Below are 15866 nucleotides of genomic sequence, written 5' to 3'. Positions count from 1 at the left end.
CCGCCAGGAGTCCAGCATGAGCCAAACGCCGATCGACAAGCCCTTTACCCTCGCGGGCCGCACCTATCAGTCGCGTCTCCTGGTGGGTACGGGCAAGTACAAGGACCTCGAGGAAACTCGCGTTGCCATCGAGGCTTCCGGTGCCGAGATCGTCACGGTCGCCGTGCGCCGCACCAACATCGGCCAGAACCCGGGCGAGCCGAACCTGCTGGACGTGATTTCCCCGGACAAGTACACCATCCTGCCGAACACCGCCGGTTGCTATAACGCCGAAGAGGCCGTACGCACCTGCCGTCTGGCTCGCGAGCTGCTGGATGGCCACAACCTGGTCAAGTTGGAAGTCCTGGCTGACCAGAAAACGCTCTTCCCCAATGTCGTCGAAACCCTCAAGGCCGCCGAGGAGCTGGTCAAGGACGGGTTCGACGTCATGGTCTACACCAGCGATGACCCCATCATCGCTCGCCAACTGGCCGAGATGGGTTGCATCGCCGTGATGCCCCTGGCTGGCCTGATTGGCTCGGGCATGGGCATCTGCAACCCCTGGAACCTGCGCATTATCCTCGAAGAGGCCAAGGTTCCGGTGCTGGTGGATGCCGGTGTGGGCACTGCCTCCGACGCCACCATCGCCATGGAGCTGGGCTGCGAGGCCGTGTTGATGAACACCGCCATCGCCCACGCACAGAACCCGGTGATGATGGCCGAGGCCATGAAGCATGCCATCGTCGCAGGTCGTCTCGCCTATCTGGCCGGACGCATGCCCCGCAAGCTATACGCCAGCGCCTCGTCGCCGCTGGATGGTCTGATCCGCTGAGAATCCGCGATCAGCTGCGCGTCGGCCCTGCAGCGTTAAAAACAGGCTCGGAATGCTCATTTACAGCTGTAAACTCCGCTTCCTCGCCTGTTTTTGCCTTGCATGGCTCTAGCTCGCAAGATCGATCAGGTTCTGTAAGTTTTGCTAACAGGTTTTCGCGATGATTGAAGAACAGGGCTCGCCGGCCGCCGCCGACGAAACGCGCCACCACCGCACCATCAAGAGTTTCGTGATGCGTGCCGGGCGCATGACCGAAGGCCAGCAACGTGGCCTCGACCAGGGCTGGCCGAAGTTTGGCCTGGAGCTGGCCGATGGCCCGCAGGACTTCGACGCCCTGTTCGGCCGCAAGGCGCCGCGCACCTTCGAGATCGGTTTCGGCATGGGCCACGCCACCTTGGAGATGGCCGCTGCAGCGCCGGAGCAGGACTTCATTGGCGTTGAGGTACACCGTCCGGGTGTCGGCGCGTTGTTGAACGGTGCCATGACCCAGGGCCTGACCAATATCCGCGTATACAGCTGCGATGCCCTGGAAGTGCTGCGCGACTGTGTCGCTGACGCCAGTCTGGACCGCGTCCTGCTGTTCTTCCCCGACCCCTGGCACAAGTCCCGTCACCACAAGCGACGCATCGTCCAACCGGCTTTCGCAGAGCTGGTGCGGCAGAAGCTCAAGGTTGGCGGTGTGCTGCACATGGCCACTGATTGGGAGCACTACGCCGAACACATGCTGGAAGTGATGAACGTCGCGCCGGGCTTTCGCAACCTGGCTGCGGACGGTCGCTACGTCCCGCGTCCGGACGAGCGCCCGGTGACCAAGTTCGAGCGTCGCGGCGAACGCCTCGGCCACGGCGTCTGGGACCTCAAGTTCCAGCGCATCGATTGACCGGGCGCCGCCCAGCGGCGCACCGGTACACCTGACTAGACCGGGTCGACCCGGCACCTCACCTGATCCGACGATAGCAACGCCTGCCACTGAGCGGGCGACATAAGAATAAGAGCGACGTAGCGCCAAGTACGTCGTTAGGAGAAGGCTGTGTTGTTGAAAACTTTCGGATATCTGCTTCTGGCCGGCTGCGCCCTGCAGGCCCAGGCCAAGGTCGACGTTACCCAGGCCGCCCGTCTCGGGCAGGACCTCACCCCCATGGGCGGCGAGCGCGCCGGCAATGCCGCCGGCACCATCCCGGCCTGGGACGGCGGTCTCGCCACCCCGCCGGCCGGCTACCAGCCGGGTATGCACCACCCCGACCCCTACGCCGGCGAAGCCCCGCGCTTTGTCATCGACGGCAAGAACCTTGGCCAATACGAACAACTCCTGACACCGGGCCACAAGACCCTGCTGCAGGCGCATCCGGACTACCGGCTACGGGTTTTTCCGACCCACCGCAGCGCCGCCGCTCCACAGCGCATCTACGACGCGACCCGCTTCAATGCCGAGAACGGCACGCTGATTGCCGGAGGCAACGGCGTGGAGGGCGTGGCTGCAGGTGTTCCCTTCCCGCTCCCGGCCAACGGCCTGGAGGCCATCTGGAACCACATCCTGCGCTATCGCGGCGAGCAGATTCACTTCACCACCAACCAGGCGGCGGTCCTCGCCAACGGTAGCTACAACCTGCTGAAGCTGGAGCGGGATATCTACTTCGTCTACGGTCGCGAGGGCATGACGCCGGGCAACCTGGAGAACACCCTGTTCTTCTACAAGTACCGCGTCGTGGCACCGGCCAAGCTGTCCGGGTCGGCCCTGGTGGTGCAGGAAACCCTCGATCAGGTGTTGTCGATCCGCAAGGCCTGGCGCTTCAACCGTGGCGAGCGTCGGGTGCGACGCCTGCCGATGCTGGCCTACGATACCCTGCAGCCGGATACCAACGGCCTGGCCACTGCGGATGTGGTGGACGCCTACAACGGCGCGCCGGACCGTTACGAGTGGCAGTTGCTGGGCAAGCAGGAAATGCTGGTGCCCTACAACAGCTACGCGGTGCACCAGAAGGGCATAGCCTACGAGCAGATCCTCAGCGCCAGCTACGTGAACCCCGACCTGCTGCGCTACGAGCAGCACCGCGTCTGGGTGGTGGAGGCGACCTTGCGCAAGGGCTTCAGCCATCCCTATGCCAAGCGCCGCTTCTATCTGGATGAGGACAGCTGGCAGATCCTCGCTGTCGATCTCTACGACAAGGACGGTCGCCTCAGCGGCCTGCAGGAAAGTCATCCGATCAGCTACTACGATGTACCCATGTTCGGCAGTACGCTGGAAACCATCTACGATTTCGTCGGCAATCGTTACTTCGTCGATGGTCTCGACAACAACGAACCCATGTATGATTTCAAGGCCGCGCTCAGCCCGAGGGACTTCACGCCCCAGGCGCTGCGACGCGAAGGCAACTGATTCCGGCCTGCCTGGCCATCCCAGCCGCCCCTCGGGGCGGCTTTTTAATGGGCGGGTGTTTTGCCGGGGCGGTGGGGGCGAGTCCAATCGCGAATGAATTCGCTCCCGCAAGGTCGCTGCACTCGTAGGGTGGATGGCGCTTTTGCATCCACCATCGGAGCCGCGGTGGAGCGCGAGTGGTGGACCGATAGATCGTGGCCCGCCCTACGGAGCGGCGCCATGCCAGCTCAGTTGATCAGCTCGGCCCCTGTCAGGGTCGCTTCCGGCAGCGAAGGGGGCGCAGGGCTGATCTGCATGTACTTGATGCTCTCCCGGGGAATCAGCAGCAGGTCGCCATCCACTTCGATGCTGAGGAAAGGGGATTCCAGCTGGCGGCGCAGGCCGCGGGCGACTTCCACCGGGTCGGCAGATTGCTGGGGAAAGCGCAGGGCCAGGCGCTGGCCGTCCTGAAAGTGCAGGTAGAGGTGCTTGATCGGCTTCATCGGGGTGCTCCCTTGTTGGGCCGCCGGGAGAGCCGCCGGCCTCAGAACCCATTTACGACCTGCTGTGCGTCGGCCCTGCTGCGTTAAAAACAGGCTCGGATGCTCATTTACAGCGCGTAAACTCCGCGTCCTCGCCTGTTTTCGCCTTGCCTGGCTCTAGCTCGCGAGGTCGTAAAACGGGTTCTCAGTTGCGATCGGCGATCACGCCAATCACGAAGAAGACTAGTAGCAGGACGGGCGCCAGGGTGTAGTTGTTGAAGTAGCCCAACCCTTGGGCCAGCCAGGGTGTGAGGTAGATCATGGCCAGCCCGTAGCCGACCGCGCAGAGCAGCACGAATAGCAGGGTACGGAAGAGGAAGTTGAGGCTACCGATGCGTTGCTGCACCCAGGCATTCAGCGAGGGTCCGAACAGCACCAGAACGGTGGCCATGATGGCCAGCGCGATGTCATGCAGGTGGCCGCGGCTCCAGCGCGACAAGGTAGCGATCAGGTCCAGTACGACGTCCATCCAGGGGGTCCTTGGCGAAGTGGTTCGGGGGCAGACGATTCCAAATCCGCACGCTGCCCGTCAAGGCAGAAAGTGCTGCAGCAGATCGTTCAGGAACAGCTGGCCTTCGTGAGTGGCGACCAGCCGTTGCGGGTCCTTCAGCAGCAGGCCGCGTGCCTCGGCTTCGGTACGGGCCGCCGCCAGGCTGGTCAGTGGCATGCCGGTGCGTTGAGTGAACAACTCCGCGGGCACGCCGTCCGTGAGGCGCAGCACGTTCATGAGGAATTCGAAGGGCAGTTCGTTGTGGTCGAGGTGGCGCTCACCAGCCTGGTAGTGCTTGGCCGGGTCCAGGTAGTCCTTCGGCAGGCGGGTCTTCCAGCTGCGAATGATGCGGCCTTCCGGGCTGCTCAGTTTGGCGTGCGCACCGGCGCCGATGCCGAGGAAGTCGCCGAAGGACCAATAGTTGAGGTTGTGGCGTGCGCGCAGGCCGTCCCGGGCGTAGGCGGATACCTCGTACTGCGCGTAGCCGTGGTCGGCCAGGAGCGCCTGACCGGCTTCCTGGATGTCCCACAGGATGTCGTCCTCGGGCAGTTCCGGCGGCTGGCTCCAGAACACCGTGTTCGGCTCCATGGTCAGCTGGTACCAGGACAGGTGCGTCGGCCCCTGGGCGATGGCCGTGCGCAGGTCTTCCAGGGCGTCCTCCAGGGACTGGTCCGGCAGGCCGTGCATCAGGTCCAGGTTGAAGTTGTCGAAGCCGGCCTTGCGTGCCATGTCGGCAGCGCGCACGGCTTCCTCGCCATCGTGGATGCGTCCCAGGGCCTTGAGCTTGGCCTCCTGGAAGCTTTGCACTCCGATGGACAGGCGGTTGATGCCGAGCTGGCGGTAGGCGGCGAACTTGGCCTGCTCGAAGGTGCCGGGGTTGGCTTCGAGGGTGATCTCGATATCGCGGGCGAAGGGTATCCGCTGCTCGACGCCGTCCAGCAGCCGGCCGATGGCGTTGGCGCTGAACAGGCTGGGGGTGCCACCGCCGAAGAAGATCGAGGTCAGCTCGCGGCCATGGACATGGCCGAGGTCCTGCTCGAGGTCGGCGAGCAAGGCGTCGATGTAGGCCTCCTCAGGCAGCTCGGAACCGGCGGCGTGGGAGTTGAAGTCGCAGTAGGGACACTTGCGCACGCACCAGGGAATATGGACGTAGAGCGCCAGGGGAGGCAGCTGGAAGCCGATGGCCTGGCTTCCCGCCCCCGGGTGCGCGACGCTGGCTTTCATATTCCCAGCCGTTGCTTGAGCAGGGCCATGGCGCGGGCGCGGTGGCTGAGCTGGTTTTTGTCGATGGGAGAGAGTTCGGCGCTGGAGCACCCGCTTTCAGGGACCCAGAACAGCGGGTCGTAGCCGAAGCCCTGTTCGCCGCGGGCCTCGAACAGGATGCGGCCGCGCCAGATACCCTCGCAGAGGATCGGTAGCGGATCTTCCGCGTGGCGCATCAGCGCCAGGCTGCAAATGAACTGGGCGCCGCGCTCGGCCTCGGGCACGTCACGCAGGACGTCCAGCAGCTTGGCGTTATTTGCCGCGTCACCCTTGCCGTCGGCATAGCGGGCCGAGTAGATGCCTGGGGCGCCGCCGAGGTAGTCCACCGCCAGGCCGGAGTCGTCGGCCAGCGCGGGCAGGCCGGACACCCGCGCCGCGTTGCGGGCCTTGAGGATGGCGTTCTCGACGAAGGACAGGCCGGTTTCTTCGGGTTCGACAGCGCTGAACTCGGCGATCGAGCGCACCTTCACGCTGTCGCCGAGCATGGCCTGGAGTTCCTTGAGTTTGCCGGCGTTGTGGCTGGCCAGCACCAGTTCTTTGAAGGGCATCATTCGTCGGGGAAAAATTCCTGGTCGAAGCTGAAGCTGTGGGGGGCCTCATCTCCGCGTTGCACATTGAGGGTGAAGTTCAGCATCTCACGCTCGTCGAAGGGGAACTGCGCCAGGTAGTAGATGGCCTCGCCCTCGGTGACCTGCTTGAACTTCAGCGCGGTGACCTGGCCAAGCAGGTTCTTCACCTGGCCGCTGACCTGGGCGGTGCTGGCCTTGCCGGACTTGAGCACGGCGACGTTGACCACGCCCTGGGTCTTGCTGCGGGTCAGACCCGCCGCGGCGGCGATGTCGGGCTGCAGGAAGCTGGAATTGAACGCGTTGTAGTGCACGTCCAGGTCCCCAAAGGTCTGCTTGCGCTCGGCAGCTGCCGGCAGGGCCAGACAAAGGGCGAAAAGGAACAGGGCTAGACGACGCATGGCAGGACTCCTTTGATTCAGACCGCGACGCGGTGGTCCGCAAGACCCGGACCGCTGACGCGATAGATACCGATCTCACCCAACAGATTAGGCCAAACGCGGCTGGGCAGATTGTGCCGGTGCGCGTGGTCCACGGCCAGGCGGTCGAGGACCTTCACCTGCATTTCGCGACACAGTGCCTCGAAGTCCTTGAAGGTGCAGAAATGAATGTTCGGCGTGTTGTACCAGGTGTAGGGCAGGAACTCCGACACCGGCATGCGTCCGTAGCGTGCCAGGTACCAGCGGCAGCGCCAGTGGCCGAAGTTGGGGAATGTGATGATGCACTCACGGCCAACCCGCAGCATCTCCTGGAGGATGCGGTCGGGGTAATGCACGGCCTGCAGGGCCTGGGTCATGACCACCACATCGAAGCTGTTGCTGGCGAAGTTGCCCAGGCCCTTGTCCAGGTCCTGCTCGATCACGTTCACGCCATGGTCGATGCAGTGGGCGATGTTCTCCGGGTCGATCTCCAGGCCGTAGCCGGTGACCTGTTTGTTGTCGCGCAGCCAGGCCAGCAGTTCGCCCCGGCCGCAGCCGAGGTCGAGCACCCGGCTGCCGGCGGGAATCCAGTCCTGGATGATTTCTAAGTCGGCACGCATGGGTTACACCACAATCCTGTTCATGTAGCTGCTGAAGGCCTGGAGGTAACGCGGAATCGGAATAAGGAAGGCATCGTGGCCCTGCGGGGCGTCGATTTCCAGGTAGCAGACGTTCTTCCTTGCCGCGGTCAGGGCGTCGACGATCTCTCGCGAACGGGCCGGGGAGAAGCGCCAGTCGGTGGTGAAAGACATCACGCAGAAGTCCGCCTTGGCCCCGGCCAGGGTGCGCGCGAGGTCGCCGTCATGGGCGGCGGCAGGGTCGAAGTAGTCCAGCGCCTTGGTCATCAGCAGGTAGGTGTTGGCGTCGAAGCGTCCGGAGAACTCTTCGCCCTGATAGCGCAGGTAGCTTTCGACCTGGAATTCCACGCTGTGGAAGTCGTAGTTGAGTTTCTCGCTCTTCAGGCCGCGGCCGAATTTCTCGCCCATGGCGTCATCCGACAGGTAGGTAATGTGGCCGACCATGCGTGCCAGCATCAGGCCGCGCTTGGGGATCACGCCCTGGTCCTGGAAGTGACCGCCGTGGAAGTCCGGATCGGTGAGGATGGCCTGGCGCGCCACTTCGTTGAAGGCGATGTTCTGAGCCGAGAGCTTGGGGGCCGAGGCAATGGCCAGGCAGTGGCGCACGCGGTCCGGGTAGCTGATGGTCCACTGCAGGGCCTGCATGCCGCCGAGGCTGCCGCCTACCACGGCGGCCCATTGCTGGATGCCGAGGGTGTCGGCCAGGCGGGCTTGGCTGTTGACCCAGTCTTCCACCGTCATCACCGGGAAGTCGGCGCCGAAGGGCGTGCCGGTCGCCGGGTTGATGCTGGATGGCCCGGTGGAACCGTTGCAACCGCCGAGGTTGTTCAGGCTGACGACGAAGAACTTCAGGGTGTCGATGGGCTTGCCCGGGCCGATGCAGCTGTCCCACCACCCCGGCTTGCGGTCTTCCATGCTGTGGTAACCGGCGGCGTGGTGATGGCCGGACAACGCATGGCAGATCAGCACCGCATTGCTGCGGTCTGCGTTCAGTTCGCCGTAGGTTTCAAAGACCAGTTCGTAGTCGGCCAGGCTTCGGCCGCAGGCGAGTGCCAGCGGGTCGCTGAAGCGTTGCACCTGGGGGGTGACCAGGCCGACGGAATCTGCGGGAATGGCGGTGGGCATCGCGACCCTGCTCTCAATCTGGGAAGGGCGCCAGTCTAAAGAGCGCCGCCCCCTGCGGCAAGCGCAGGGGGCGGCGGCTAAAGCGTTGAATAATCAGGCGCTGCGGGCGTTCAGGCGGACTCGTTGCCACGCTGTTTGCGGGGCACCACCGGCAGATTGACCACCTTGCCCATACGGCGCATGGGTGAGGGGAGGCGGAAGGTGCGCAGCATTTCGTTGGCCTCGGTGATCTGCTGCTCCAGCTCTTCGGTATAGCGTTCCAACTGCTGGCCGCGCTGGCGAGTGAGCTGGGTTTCCTGGGCCAGGGCCTTGAGCCGCAGCATGTGGGTTTCCAGCAACTGCTTGTGTTCCAGGGTGTGCTGCATCAACGGCATCAGCGCGTCGCTGGCCCACTGTGCGACCTCCAGGCGCAGGCGCTGGTGCATGCCGATGACTTCCTGCACCAGGGTGTCGAAGAAGCGCTTGCCGAGCTGGCGTTGTTCGGTCAGCAGGGTCTTCGGGTGCAGACGGAATTGATCGGCCTTGGTGCGTAGCTGGGCAATCTCGCGCAGGTAGCGCTGGACATTGAACTGCGGTGCATCGACGCCGTTCAGCGGGTTCTCTTCGTTGTGCCGGCGGTAGATGGCCGCGACCATCTTGTTGGCCATGTCAGCCTCGTGCTCCAGGCTGCGCAGGTCATGCTCCAGCGAACGGAAGAAGTGCAGGATGCTCTGATTGATGCCAACGGTGGTCCAGCTGCCGGTGAGTTCGCGGCGCAGGCGTGCCAGGTGCTCGTCCAGGCGCTCCGTGCGTGCGGCGTTGCGCAGGACATCGCCCTGGCGCTTGAGCAGGCGCTGGTTGGTCTTCAGGCCGAGCAGGCGACGATGGTGCTGGGCATGGTCTTCCTTGGTGCGTGCGGTCAGCTCGAACAGCATCTGGCCGTTGTCCTGCTGGTGGTTGTCGAGCATCGCCTGCTGCTCGCGGACCTTCTCCAGGCGCAGGTTGAGCACATGCAGGTTGTTCTGCAGCAACGTCAGCATCTGATGCGCCACATGGTCTTCGATCAGGCGTTCCTTTTGCGTGACGATCCGGTCGCAGAGCAGCTCTTCGAGGGTGCTGATCTGGCTGCGGGCGAGCAGCTCACTGTCCTTGCGCACCTTGGCCAGCAGCGCCTGCTTGGCCGACAGTGGCAGCACTTCGTCACTGCGGATGCCGAGCTGCCGGGCGGTCGATTCCTGGATGCGGCGAATGGCGTTCTGCACGAAGGTCTCGCCGGCCAGGTCATCCCACAGCACGTCGATCTTGTTCAGCACGGCAAAGAGATGGGACTGGGTGTCCTCGTCCAGCTGACGGATGTGCTGCTTCCAGACGCTCATGTCGCTGGCGGTGACGCCGGTATCGGCCGAGAGCAGGAAGATGATGGCTTGGGCGCTGGGCAGCATCGACAGGGTCAGTTCGGGCTCGCTGCCGAGGGCGTTCAGGCCGGGGGTGTCGAGGATGCGCAGGCCTTGGCGCAGCAGCGGGTGGTCGAAGTTGACCATGGCGTGACGCCAGGCCGGCACCATCACTTCGCCCGGGCGGCCGGTGGGGTCGAGCATGTCCGGATGGAAACCGAGCTGGATGGCCTGCTCGACCGGCATTGGCTTGGTCCGCGCCACCTGGGCAAAGGCCTGGATCATGTTGTCCGGGTCGCTCGGGTCGAGCGGGATGTTCACCCAGTGCCGCGGTGCGCGCTTGAACTGGGCCACGCTGGCGGAGGCGGTGCGCGATTCGATGGGCAGCAGGCGGATGTAGGAGCGCTCGGAGCGGGGGTCGTAGAACAGCTCGGTGGGGCACATGGTGGTGCGCCCGGCCTGGGACGGCAGCATGCGCTGGCCGAACTCGGAGAAGAACAGGCTGTTGATCAGCTCGGTCTTGCCGCGGGAGAACTCGCCGACGAAGGCCAGGGTGATGTGATCGGTGCGGAGCAGGCGCTGTGCCCGTTCCAGCTTGGCCGAGAGCGCGTCGGAATTCAGCCGGTTGTGCTCCAGCCAGCTCCGGTAACGGGTGATCTCCCGCAGCAGCTCACGTTTCCAGGCAACGTAGGCGTCGACTTGCTGACTGAGACGCTCCATGCTCATTCAGACTCTCCTCGCGATCACGCATCCTGCGTACGGGAATGGACGAACTTCGAATTCGGTTGTCGACGATGCTGGTGGTCATACGGCGCCGTCCGGGGACTTGCTCCGGCGTGCGGTAAAGGCAGAGTGCCAGCGGGTCATTGCTCGGCATTATGCGCCTTGGGTTTTGGCCGTCAATTGCCGGGCGCGCTAAGCCCGCCTTAAGGTCGGTCAGGGTTGCCGAGCGGTCAGTCCGGGCAGACCGGGAAGGGTGCGCGGGCGCTGGATGCGCACGCGCTTCTGGCGGTTCAGTTCGCCGCTTTCCAGGCTCACCTGGCTCTTGGCGACACCGAAGGCGTCCGCCAGGAACGCCATCAACTGGGCATTAGCCTTGCCCTCCACCGGCGGGGCGGTAAGGCGAATCTTCAGGCGCTCGCCGTGCAGCCCGGCGAACTCATCACGGCTCGCCTTGGGCTGCAAATGGCAGTCGAGGATCAGGTCCTCGCCTGCCCAGCGGAACCAGGTCATAGGAAGGGGCTGAGAATCTGCGGCATGCCGGTCATGGTAGCCAGGTTGCCGATCACCAGCATGTCCAGCAGCTTCAGCGCAATAAAGGCGAAGATCGGCGAAATATCCAGGCCGCCGAGGTTCGGCAGCAGCTTGCGGAACGGCATCAGCAACGGCTCGCAGATCTGGTTCACCAACTGGGCGCCGGGGTTGTAGCTGCCCGGGGCGACCCAGGACAGGATCACGCTGATGATCAGGGCGAAGAAGAACACCTTCAGGAACAGCGAGGTGACGCCGATGATCGACCAGATCAGCAACTGCAGTAGGTAGCCGCCGACGCCGTAGCCCATCAGGGTCAGGGTGATGACCATCAGCAGCAGCTGGACGAGGATGGCCAGCGCCAGGGAGGCGAGATCCAGTCCGCCCAGGCCGGGGATGATCTTGCGCAGCGGGTTGAGCAGCGGCTTGGTGGCACGTACCACGAACTGGCTCAGGGGGTTGTAGAAGTCGGCGCGCACCAGTTGCAGGATGAAACGCAGCAGGACGATCAGCAGGTAGAGGCTGCCGAGGGTCTGGATCACGTAGATGGCTGCGGTGTTGAGTCCGGTCATCGAAAGCTCCTTATTGGCCGAGTTGTTCGGCCAGTTCAGCCGAACGCCGGTCGGCGGCGTTCAGGGCCTGTTGCACCAGGGCTTCGAAGCCGCCGGCCTGGAAAGTCTTGATTGCCGCTTCGGTGGTGCCGTTGGGCGAGGTGACGCGGCGACGCAGCTCGGCAGCATCCACGTCGCTGGAAACCGCCATGTGCGCGGCGCCCAAGGCCGTCTGCAGGGTCAACTGCTCGGCGGTGGCGCGGGGCAGCCCCAGTTTCTCGCCGGCGGCAGTCATGGCCTCCATCAACAGGAAGAAGTAGGCCGGACCGCTGCCGGACACGGCGGTCACCGCGTCGATCAGCTTCTCTTCTTCCAGCCAGAGGGCGATGCCCACGGCAGACAGCAGTTGCTCGGCCTGCTCGCGCTGGGCGGCGCTGACCTCGGCGTTGGCGTACAGGCCGCTGACGCCCTGGCGCAGTAGCGCCGGGGTGTTGGGCATGCAGCGTACGATCGGGCGGGCGCCGAGCCAGGCGGCCAGGCTGGCACAGGTGATGCCGGCGGCTATGGAAACGACCAACTGGCCGTCCTTGAGGCTCGGCGCCAGGGCCTGGCAGACGGTCTTCATGACCTGCGGCTTGGTTGCCAGGACCACCACATCGGCGTCCTGCACGGCTTCGGCGTTGCTTTCCACGACCTTGATGCCGTGCTCGGCAGCAACCTTCGCGCGCTGCTCGGCGCCTGGATCGCTGGCGCGGATGTGGTCGGCGGCAATGCCCTGGGCGCGCAGGCCGCCGATCAGGCTGGCGGCCATGTTGCCGGCGCCGATGAATGCGATGCGGGGAGTGCTCATGAATGCTTCCTTATGAATGCGAGGGCTGGCCATAGTCGCGGGCGCCGAACAGCGCGGTGCCGATCCGCACCCAGGTGGCGCCTTCGGCGATGGCCGCTTCGAGGTCATGGCTCATGCCCATGGACAGGGTGTCCAGGGCGGGGTTCAGTGCGGCCTGCAACTGACGCAGGCGGGCGAAGGCGGCGTGCTGCTGCGCCAGGTCGTCAGTGGGCTCCGGGATGGCCATCAGGCCGCGCAGGCGCAGGTTCGGCAGTTCGGCCACGGCAGCGGCCAGGGCCGGCAGCTCTTCAGGGGCGCAGCCGGACTTGCTGGCTTCTCCGCTGACGTTCACCTGCAGGCAGATGTTCAGCGGCGCCAGGTGTGGCGGGCGCTGGGCGGAGAGGCGCTCAGCGATCTTCAAACGATCCACCGAGTGCACCCAGTGGAAATGTTCGGCAATGGATTTGGTCTTGTTCGACTGGATAGGGCCGATGAAATGCCAGGTCAGCGCCAGGTCGGTGAGCTCGGTCTGCTTGGTCAGGGCTTCCTGCAGGTAGTTCTCGCCGAAATCAGCCACGCCAGCGGCAAAGGCCTCGCGGATGGCTGCAGCGGGTTTGGTCTTGCTCACGGCCAGCAGGCCGATGCTCGAAAATTCTCGCCCAGAGGCTTGCGCCGCCTCACGGATACGCGCGCGAACCTTTGCAATATTGTCTGCTATCGTGGACATTACCTGCGCTCTACAGCCCGGCCTGAGTGGGGTCTGCGGCATTCTAACTGCCGCTGAAAAATGTAGCGAGCGACGGCCAGGCTGGTCGGCTTCGATAGCCGCGGGCCCGGCGCAGTGATCATTCAGCGGTCTGCAAACCGTTTGCTTCGAATTGGGGAACCGAATGGACATTACTGAGCTGCTTGCCTTCAGCGCCAAGCAGGGCGCTTCGGACCTGCATCTCTCGGCCGGCCTGCCACCGATGATTCGCGTCGATGGCGATGTGCGTCGGATCAACCTGCCGGCCCTGGACCACAAGCAGGTCCACGCGCTGATCTACGACATCATGAACGACAAGCAGCGCAAGGATTTCGAGGAGTTCCTCGAGACCGACTTCTCCTTCGAAGTTCCTGGCGTCGCGCGTTTCCGGGTCAACGCCTTCAACCAGAACCGTGGCGCCGGCGCCGTGTTCCGGACCATTCCCTCCAAGGTGCTGAGCATGGAAGACCTGGGTATGGGCGAGATCTTCAAGAAAATCTCCGACGTTCCCCGTGGCCTGGTGCTGGTCACCGGCCCGACCGGTTCGGGCAAGTCCACCACCCTGGCGGCGATGCTCGACTACCTGAACAGCACCAAGTACCACCACATCCTCACCGTGGAAGACCCGATCGAATTCGTCCACGAGTCGAAGAAGTGCCTGATCAACCAGCGGGAAGTGCACCGCGATACGCTCGGCTTCAACGAAGCCTTGCGCTCGGCCCTGCGTGAAGACCCGGACATCATCCTGGTGGGCGAGATGCGTGACCTGGAAACCATCCGCCTGGCGCTGACCGCAGCGGAAACCGGGCACCTGGTGTTCGGCACCCTGCACACCACCTCCGCGGCCAAGACCATCGACCGGGTGGTCGACGTGTTCCCCGCCGAGGAAAAGTCCATGGTCCGCTCCATGCTTTCCGAATCCCTGCAGTCGGTGATTTCCCAAACCCTGCTGAAGAAGATCGGCGGCGGCCGGGTGGCGGCTCACGAGATCATGATCGGCACCCCGGCCATCCGTAACCTGATTCGCGAAGACAAGGTGGCGCAAATGTATTCCGCCATTCAGACCGGTGGCTCGCTCGGCATGCAGACCCTCGACATGTGCCTCAAAGGGCTGGTCGCCAAGGGGCTGGTCAGCCGCGAGAGCGCACGGGAAAAGGCCAAGAGCCCAGAAAATTTCTGATCCGCCTGAGCGGCCAGCGAGAACGTCATGGAATTCGAGAAACTGTTGCGCCTGATGGTGGAAAAAGGCGGTTCCGACCTCTTCATCACGGCAGGCGTGCCGCCGTCGATGAAGGTCAACGGCAAGATCATGCCGGTGACCAAGAACCCGATGTCGCCGGAAATGACGCGGGAAACCGTGATCGGCGTGATGAACGAGCAGCAGCGCCGTGAGTTCGCCGAAAACCACGAGTGCAACTTCGCCATCAGCGCGCGGGGCATCGGCCGCTTCCGGGTCAGTGCCTTCTATCAGCGCAACCTGGTGGGCATGGTGCTGCGCCGGATCGAGACCACCATTCCCACCATCGACGAGCTGAAGCTGCCGGAAATCCTCAAGAAGCTGTCGCTGACCAAGCGCGGCCTGGTGCTGTTCGTCGGCGCCACCGGTACCGGCAAGTCCACCTCCCTGGCGGCAATGATCGGTCACCGCAACAAGAACAGCAGCGGCCACATCATTTCCATCGAAGACCCGATCGAGTTCATCCACCAGCACCAGAGCTGCATCGTTACGCAGCGCGAAGTGGGTATTGATACCGAGTCGTTCGAGGTAGCCCTGAAGAACACCCTGCGCCAGGCGCCCGACGTGATCCTGATCGGTGAGGTGCGGACCCGCGAGACCATGGACCACGCCATCGCCTTCGCGGAAACCGGCCACCTGTGCCTGGCCACCCTGCACGCCAACAACGCCAACCAGGCGCTGGACCGCATCATCAACTTCTTCCCCGCCGACCGGCAGCAGCAGGTGTGGATGGACCTGTCGCTGAACCTCAAGGCCATCGTCGCCCAGCAACTGGTGCCGACCCCGGATGGCAAGGGCCGCCGTGCGGTGATCGAAGTGCTGCTGAACACCCCGCTGGCCGCCGACCTGATCCGCAAGGGCGAGGTGCACGAACTCAAGGGGCTGATGAAGCGCTCCACCGAGCACGGCATGCAGACCTTCGACCAGGCGCTTTTCCACCTTTATTCCCAGGGCGAGATCACCTACGAGGACGCCCTGCTCTACGCCGATTCGGCGAACGACCTGCGCCTGCTGATCAAGCTGGGCTCGGAGACTGACGGCGAGCACCTGCAGCACATGAGCGACGGCCTGTCGCTGCAGGTTTCGGAAGAAGACCCGGGTCGCCGCTTCCGTTAAGCTCGCGCCCGAAGAAGAAGCCCGCCTCGGCGGGCTTCTTCGTGCCCGGACACATTCACACCCTGCAGGAGGCAGCATGAACACCCGTCAGGACACCCACAGCAAGGCCATCGGCTACCTGCTCTGGATTTTTGGATTCCTCGGTTCCCACCGCTTCTACTACGGCAAGCCGGTGACCGGGACTATCTGGTTCTTCACCTTGGGCCTGTTCTTCATCGGCTGGATCATCGACCTGTTCCTGATCCCGTCCATGGACCGCGAGGCTAGCCTGCGCTTCAACGCCGGCCAGTACGACTACAACGTCGCCTGGATCCTGCTGACTTTCCTCGGCATCTTCGGCGTACACCGCATGTACCAGGGCAAGTGGATCAGCGGCATCCTCTACCTGCTCACCGGCGGTTTCTTCCTGATCGGCGTGCTCTACGACTTCTGGACCTTGAACACCCAGGTGTCGGTGCTCAACGCCCGCTGAGCCGTGCTTTTCCTTGTAGGGGCGAATGAATTCGCCCCTTCTATGAAGATCTCGGTGTCAAGGCCTGTTCCTCCGATTCATG

The 15866-nt window shown here is 64.0% G+C and carries 18 protein-coding genes; 6 read left to right on the top strand and 12 right to left on the bottom strand.

Annotated features, from left to right (window positions below):
* The first annotated feature begins 16 nt into the window (after window positions 1-16).
* From G559_RS0115165 to G559_RS0115155, 3 genes are all read left to right on the top strand, one after another.
* Window positions 17-811 carry a thiazole synthase gene (locus G559_RS0115165; protein ID WP_028629043.1) on the top strand — a complete coding sequence of 265 codons (795 nt, stop codon included), beginning with the start codon at window positions 17-19 and terminating at the stop codon, window positions 809-811.
* Window positions 812-971: 160 nt separating this feature from the next.
* Window positions 972-1691, top strand: a complete 720-nt coding sequence (trmB, locus tag G559_RS0115160; protein WP_036997464.1) for a tRNA (guanosine(46)-N7)-methyltransferase TrmB — start codon at window positions 972-974, stop codon at window positions 1689-1691.
* A gap of 153 nt (window positions 1692-1844) precedes the next feature.
* The gene (locus tag G559_RS0115155; protein WP_028629041.1) at window positions 1845-3188 is read left to right on the top strand and encodes a DUF1329 domain-containing protein; all 1344 of its coding nucleotides are present in this window, start codon (window positions 1845-1847) and stop codon (window positions 3186-3188) included.
* A 227-nt stretch (window positions 3189-3415) separates the two neighbouring features.
* On the opposite strand, the gene G559_RS0115150 is transcribed toward G559_RS0115155, so the two are convergent.
* The 12 genes from G559_RS0115150 to G559_RS0115095 all read right to left on the bottom strand — a co-directional run bounded on the left by G559_RS0115150 (window position 3416) and on the right by G559_RS0115095 (window position 12941).
* On the bottom strand, window positions 3416-3670 hold the full coding sequence (locus G559_RS0115150) for a hypothetical protein (RefSeq protein ID WP_028629040.1): 255 nt from the start codon (window positions 3668-3670) through the stop codon (window positions 3416-3418).
* Window positions 3671-3854: 184 nt separating this feature from the next.
* Window positions 3855-4178: a DUF3392 domain-containing protein gene (locus G559_RS0115145; protein ID WP_028629039.1), complete on the bottom strand. Its 324-nt coding sequence runs from the start codon at window positions 4176-4178 to the stop codon at window positions 3855-3857.
* A 60-nt stretch (window positions 4179-4238) separates the two neighbouring features.
* A complete protein-coding gene (gene hemW, locus G559_RS0115140; protein ID WP_028629038.1) occupies window positions 4239-5423 on the bottom strand; it encodes a radical SAM family heme chaperone HemW in 1185 nt (394 codons plus the stop codon).
* Entirely contained in the window at window positions 5420-6013 is a 594-nt protein-coding gene (gene rdgB, locus G559_RS0115135) for an RdgB/HAM1 family non-canonical purine NTP pyrophosphatase (RefSeq protein ID WP_028629037.1), read from the bottom strand. The genes hemW and rdgB overlap by 4 nt, the downstream gene beginning before the upstream one ends.
* Window positions 6010-6429, bottom strand: a complete 420-nt coding sequence (locus G559_RS0115130; protein WP_028629036.1) for a DUF4426 domain-containing protein — start codon at window positions 6427-6429, stop codon at window positions 6010-6012. Before G559_RS0115130 ends, rdgB begins: the two co-directional genes overlap by 4 nt.
* A 17-nt stretch (window positions 6430-6446) precedes the next feature.
* Window positions 6447-7067: a methionine biosynthesis protein MetW gene (metW, locus tag G559_RS0115125; protein ID WP_028629035.1), complete on the bottom strand. Its 621-nt coding sequence runs from the start codon at window positions 7065-7067 to the stop codon at window positions 6447-6449.
* 3 nt (window positions 7068-7070) lie between these two features.
* Window positions 7071-8210: a homoserine O-succinyltransferase MetX gene (metX, locus tag G559_RS0115120; protein ID WP_028629034.1), complete on the bottom strand. Its 1140-nt coding sequence runs from the start codon at window positions 8208-8210 to the stop codon at window positions 7071-7073.
* Window positions 8211-8320: 110 nt separating this feature from the next.
* Window positions 8321-10309, bottom strand: coding sequence for a dynamin-like GTPase family protein (locus G559_RS0115115; protein ID WP_028629033.1), 1989 nt, complete (start codon window positions 10307-10309; stop codon window positions 8321-8323).
* A gap of 210 nt (window positions 10310-10519) precedes the next feature.
* The gene (locus G559_RS0115110) at window positions 10520-10816 is read right to left on the bottom strand and encodes a DUF167 domain-containing protein (protein ID WP_028629032.1); all 297 of its coding nucleotides are present in this window, start codon (window positions 10814-10816) and stop codon (window positions 10520-10522) included.
* Window positions 10813-11406 carry a YggT family protein gene (locus tag G559_RS0115105; protein ID WP_028629031.1) on the bottom strand — a complete coding sequence of 198 codons (594 nt, stop codon included), beginning with the start codon at window positions 11404-11406 and terminating at the stop codon, window positions 10813-10815. Before G559_RS0115105 ends, G559_RS0115110 begins: the two co-directional genes overlap by 4 nt.
* A 10-nt stretch (window positions 11407-11416) precedes the next feature.
* Window positions 11417-12235 carry a pyrroline-5-carboxylate reductase gene (gene proC / locus G559_RS0115100; protein WP_028629030.1) on the bottom strand — a complete coding sequence of 273 codons (819 nt, stop codon included), beginning with the start codon at window positions 12233-12235 and terminating at the stop codon, window positions 11417-11419.
* 10 nt (window positions 12236-12245) lie between these two features.
* Window positions 12246-12941 carry a YggS family pyridoxal phosphate-dependent enzyme gene (locus G559_RS0115095; RefSeq protein WP_028629029.1) on the bottom strand — a complete coding sequence of 232 codons (696 nt, stop codon included), beginning with the start codon at window positions 12939-12941 and terminating at the stop codon, window positions 12246-12248.
* Between the two features lie 163 nt (window positions 12942-13104).
* Here G559_RS0115095 and pilT point away from each other — a divergent pair, with 163 nt between their 5' ends.
* The 3 genes from pilT (at window position 13105) to G559_RS0115080 (ending at window position 15784) form a co-directional block, all read left to right on the top strand.
* Entirely contained in the window at window positions 13105-14139 is a 1035-nt protein-coding gene (gene pilT, locus G559_RS0115090; RefSeq protein ID WP_028629028.1) for a type IV pilus twitching motility protein PilT, read from the top strand.
* A gap of 27 nt (window positions 14140-14166) precedes the next feature.
* The gene (locus G559_RS0115085) at window positions 14167-15312 is read left to right on the top strand and encodes a PilT/PilU family type 4a pilus ATPase (RefSeq protein WP_028629027.1); all 1146 of its coding nucleotides are present in this window, start codon (window positions 14167-14169) and stop codon (window positions 15310-15312) included.
* Window positions 15313-15388: 76 nt separating this feature from the next.
* Window positions 15389-15784 carry an NINE protein gene (locus tag G559_RS0115080; RefSeq protein WP_028629026.1) on the top strand — a complete coding sequence of 132 codons (396 nt, stop codon included), beginning with the start codon at window positions 15389-15391 and terminating at the stop codon, window positions 15782-15784.
* The last annotated feature ends 82 nt before the right edge of the window (window positions 15785-15866 follow it).

The sequence above is a fragment of the Metapseudomonas resinovorans DSM 21078 genome (assembly GCF_000423545.1).
Classification (GTDB): domain Bacteria; phylum Pseudomonadota; class Gammaproteobacteria; order Pseudomonadales; family Pseudomonadaceae; genus Metapseudomonas; species Metapseudomonas resinovorans.
Note: the sequence above shows the minus strand (reverse complement) of the source record. Positions and strands in the feature narration are given on the sequence as shown.

What these genes read in the sequence shown, in the direction of transcription:
- G559_RS0115165 (WP_028629043.1), top strand. Translation starts at nt 17, where the DNA reads ATGAGCCAAACGCCGATCGACAAGCCCTTTACCCTCGCGGGCCGCACC.
- metX (WP_028629034.1), bottom strand. Translation starts at nt 8,210, where the DNA reads ATGCCCACCGCCATTCCCGCAGATTCCGTCGGCCTGGTCACCCCCCAG.
- G559_RS0115115 (WP_028629033.1), bottom strand. Translation starts at nt 10,309, where the DNA reads ATGAGCATGGAGCGTCTCAGTCAGCAAGTCGACGCCTACGTTGCCTGG.
- G559_RS0115095 (WP_028629029.1), bottom strand. Translation starts at nt 12,941, where the DNA reads ATGTCCACGATAGCAGACAATATTGCAAAGGTTCGCGCGCGTATCCGT.
- G559_RS0115130 (WP_028629036.1), bottom strand. Translation starts at nt 6,429, where the DNA reads ATGCGTCGTCTAGCCCTGTTCCTTTTCGCCCTTTGTCTGGCCCTGCCG.
- rdgB (WP_028629037.1), bottom strand. Translation starts at nt 6,013, where the DNA reads ATGATGCCCTTCAAAGAACTGGTGCTGGCCAGCCACAACGCCGGCAAA.
- G559_RS0115145 (WP_028629039.1), bottom strand. Translation starts at nt 4,178, where the DNA reads ATGGACGTCGTACTGGACCTGATCGCTACCTTGTCGCGCTGGAGCCGC.
- metW (WP_028629035.1), bottom strand. Translation starts at nt 7,067, where the DNA reads ATGCGTGCCGACTTAGAAATCATCCAGGACTGGATTCCCGCCGGCAGC.
- G559_RS0115080 (WP_028629026.1), top strand. Translation starts at nt 15,389, where the DNA reads ATGAACACCCGTCAGGACACCCACAGCAAGGCCATCGGCTACCTGCTC.
- G559_RS0115085 (WP_028629027.1), top strand. Translation starts at nt 14,167, where the DNA reads ATGGAATTCGAGAAACTGTTGCGCCTGATGGTGGAAAAAGGCGGTTCC.
- proC (WP_028629030.1), bottom strand. Translation starts at nt 12,235, where the DNA reads ATGAGCACTCCCCGCATCGCATTCATCGGCGCCGGCAACATGGCCGCC.
- trmB (WP_036997464.1), top strand. Translation starts at nt 972, where the DNA reads ATGATTGAAGAACAGGGCTCGCCGGCCGCCGCCGACGAAACGCGCCAC.
- hemW (WP_028629038.1), bottom strand. Translation starts at nt 5,423, where the DNA reads ATGAAAGCCAGCGTCGCGCACCCGGGGGCGGGAAGCCAGGCCATCGGC.
- G559_RS0115105 (WP_028629031.1), bottom strand. Translation starts at nt 11,406, where the DNA reads ATGACCGGACTCAACACCGCAGCCATCTACGTGATCCAGACCCTCGGC.
- pilT (WP_028629028.1), top strand. Translation starts at nt 13,105, where the DNA reads ATGGACATTACTGAGCTGCTTGCCTTCAGCGCCAAGCAGGGCGCTTCG.
- G559_RS0115150 (WP_028629040.1), bottom strand. Translation starts at nt 3,670, where the DNA reads ATGAAGCCGATCAAGCACCTCTACCTGCACTTTCAGGACGGCCAGCGC.
- G559_RS0115110 (WP_028629032.1), bottom strand. Translation starts at nt 10,816, where the DNA reads ATGACCTGGTTCCGCTGGGCAGGCGAGGACCTGATCCTCGACTGCCAT.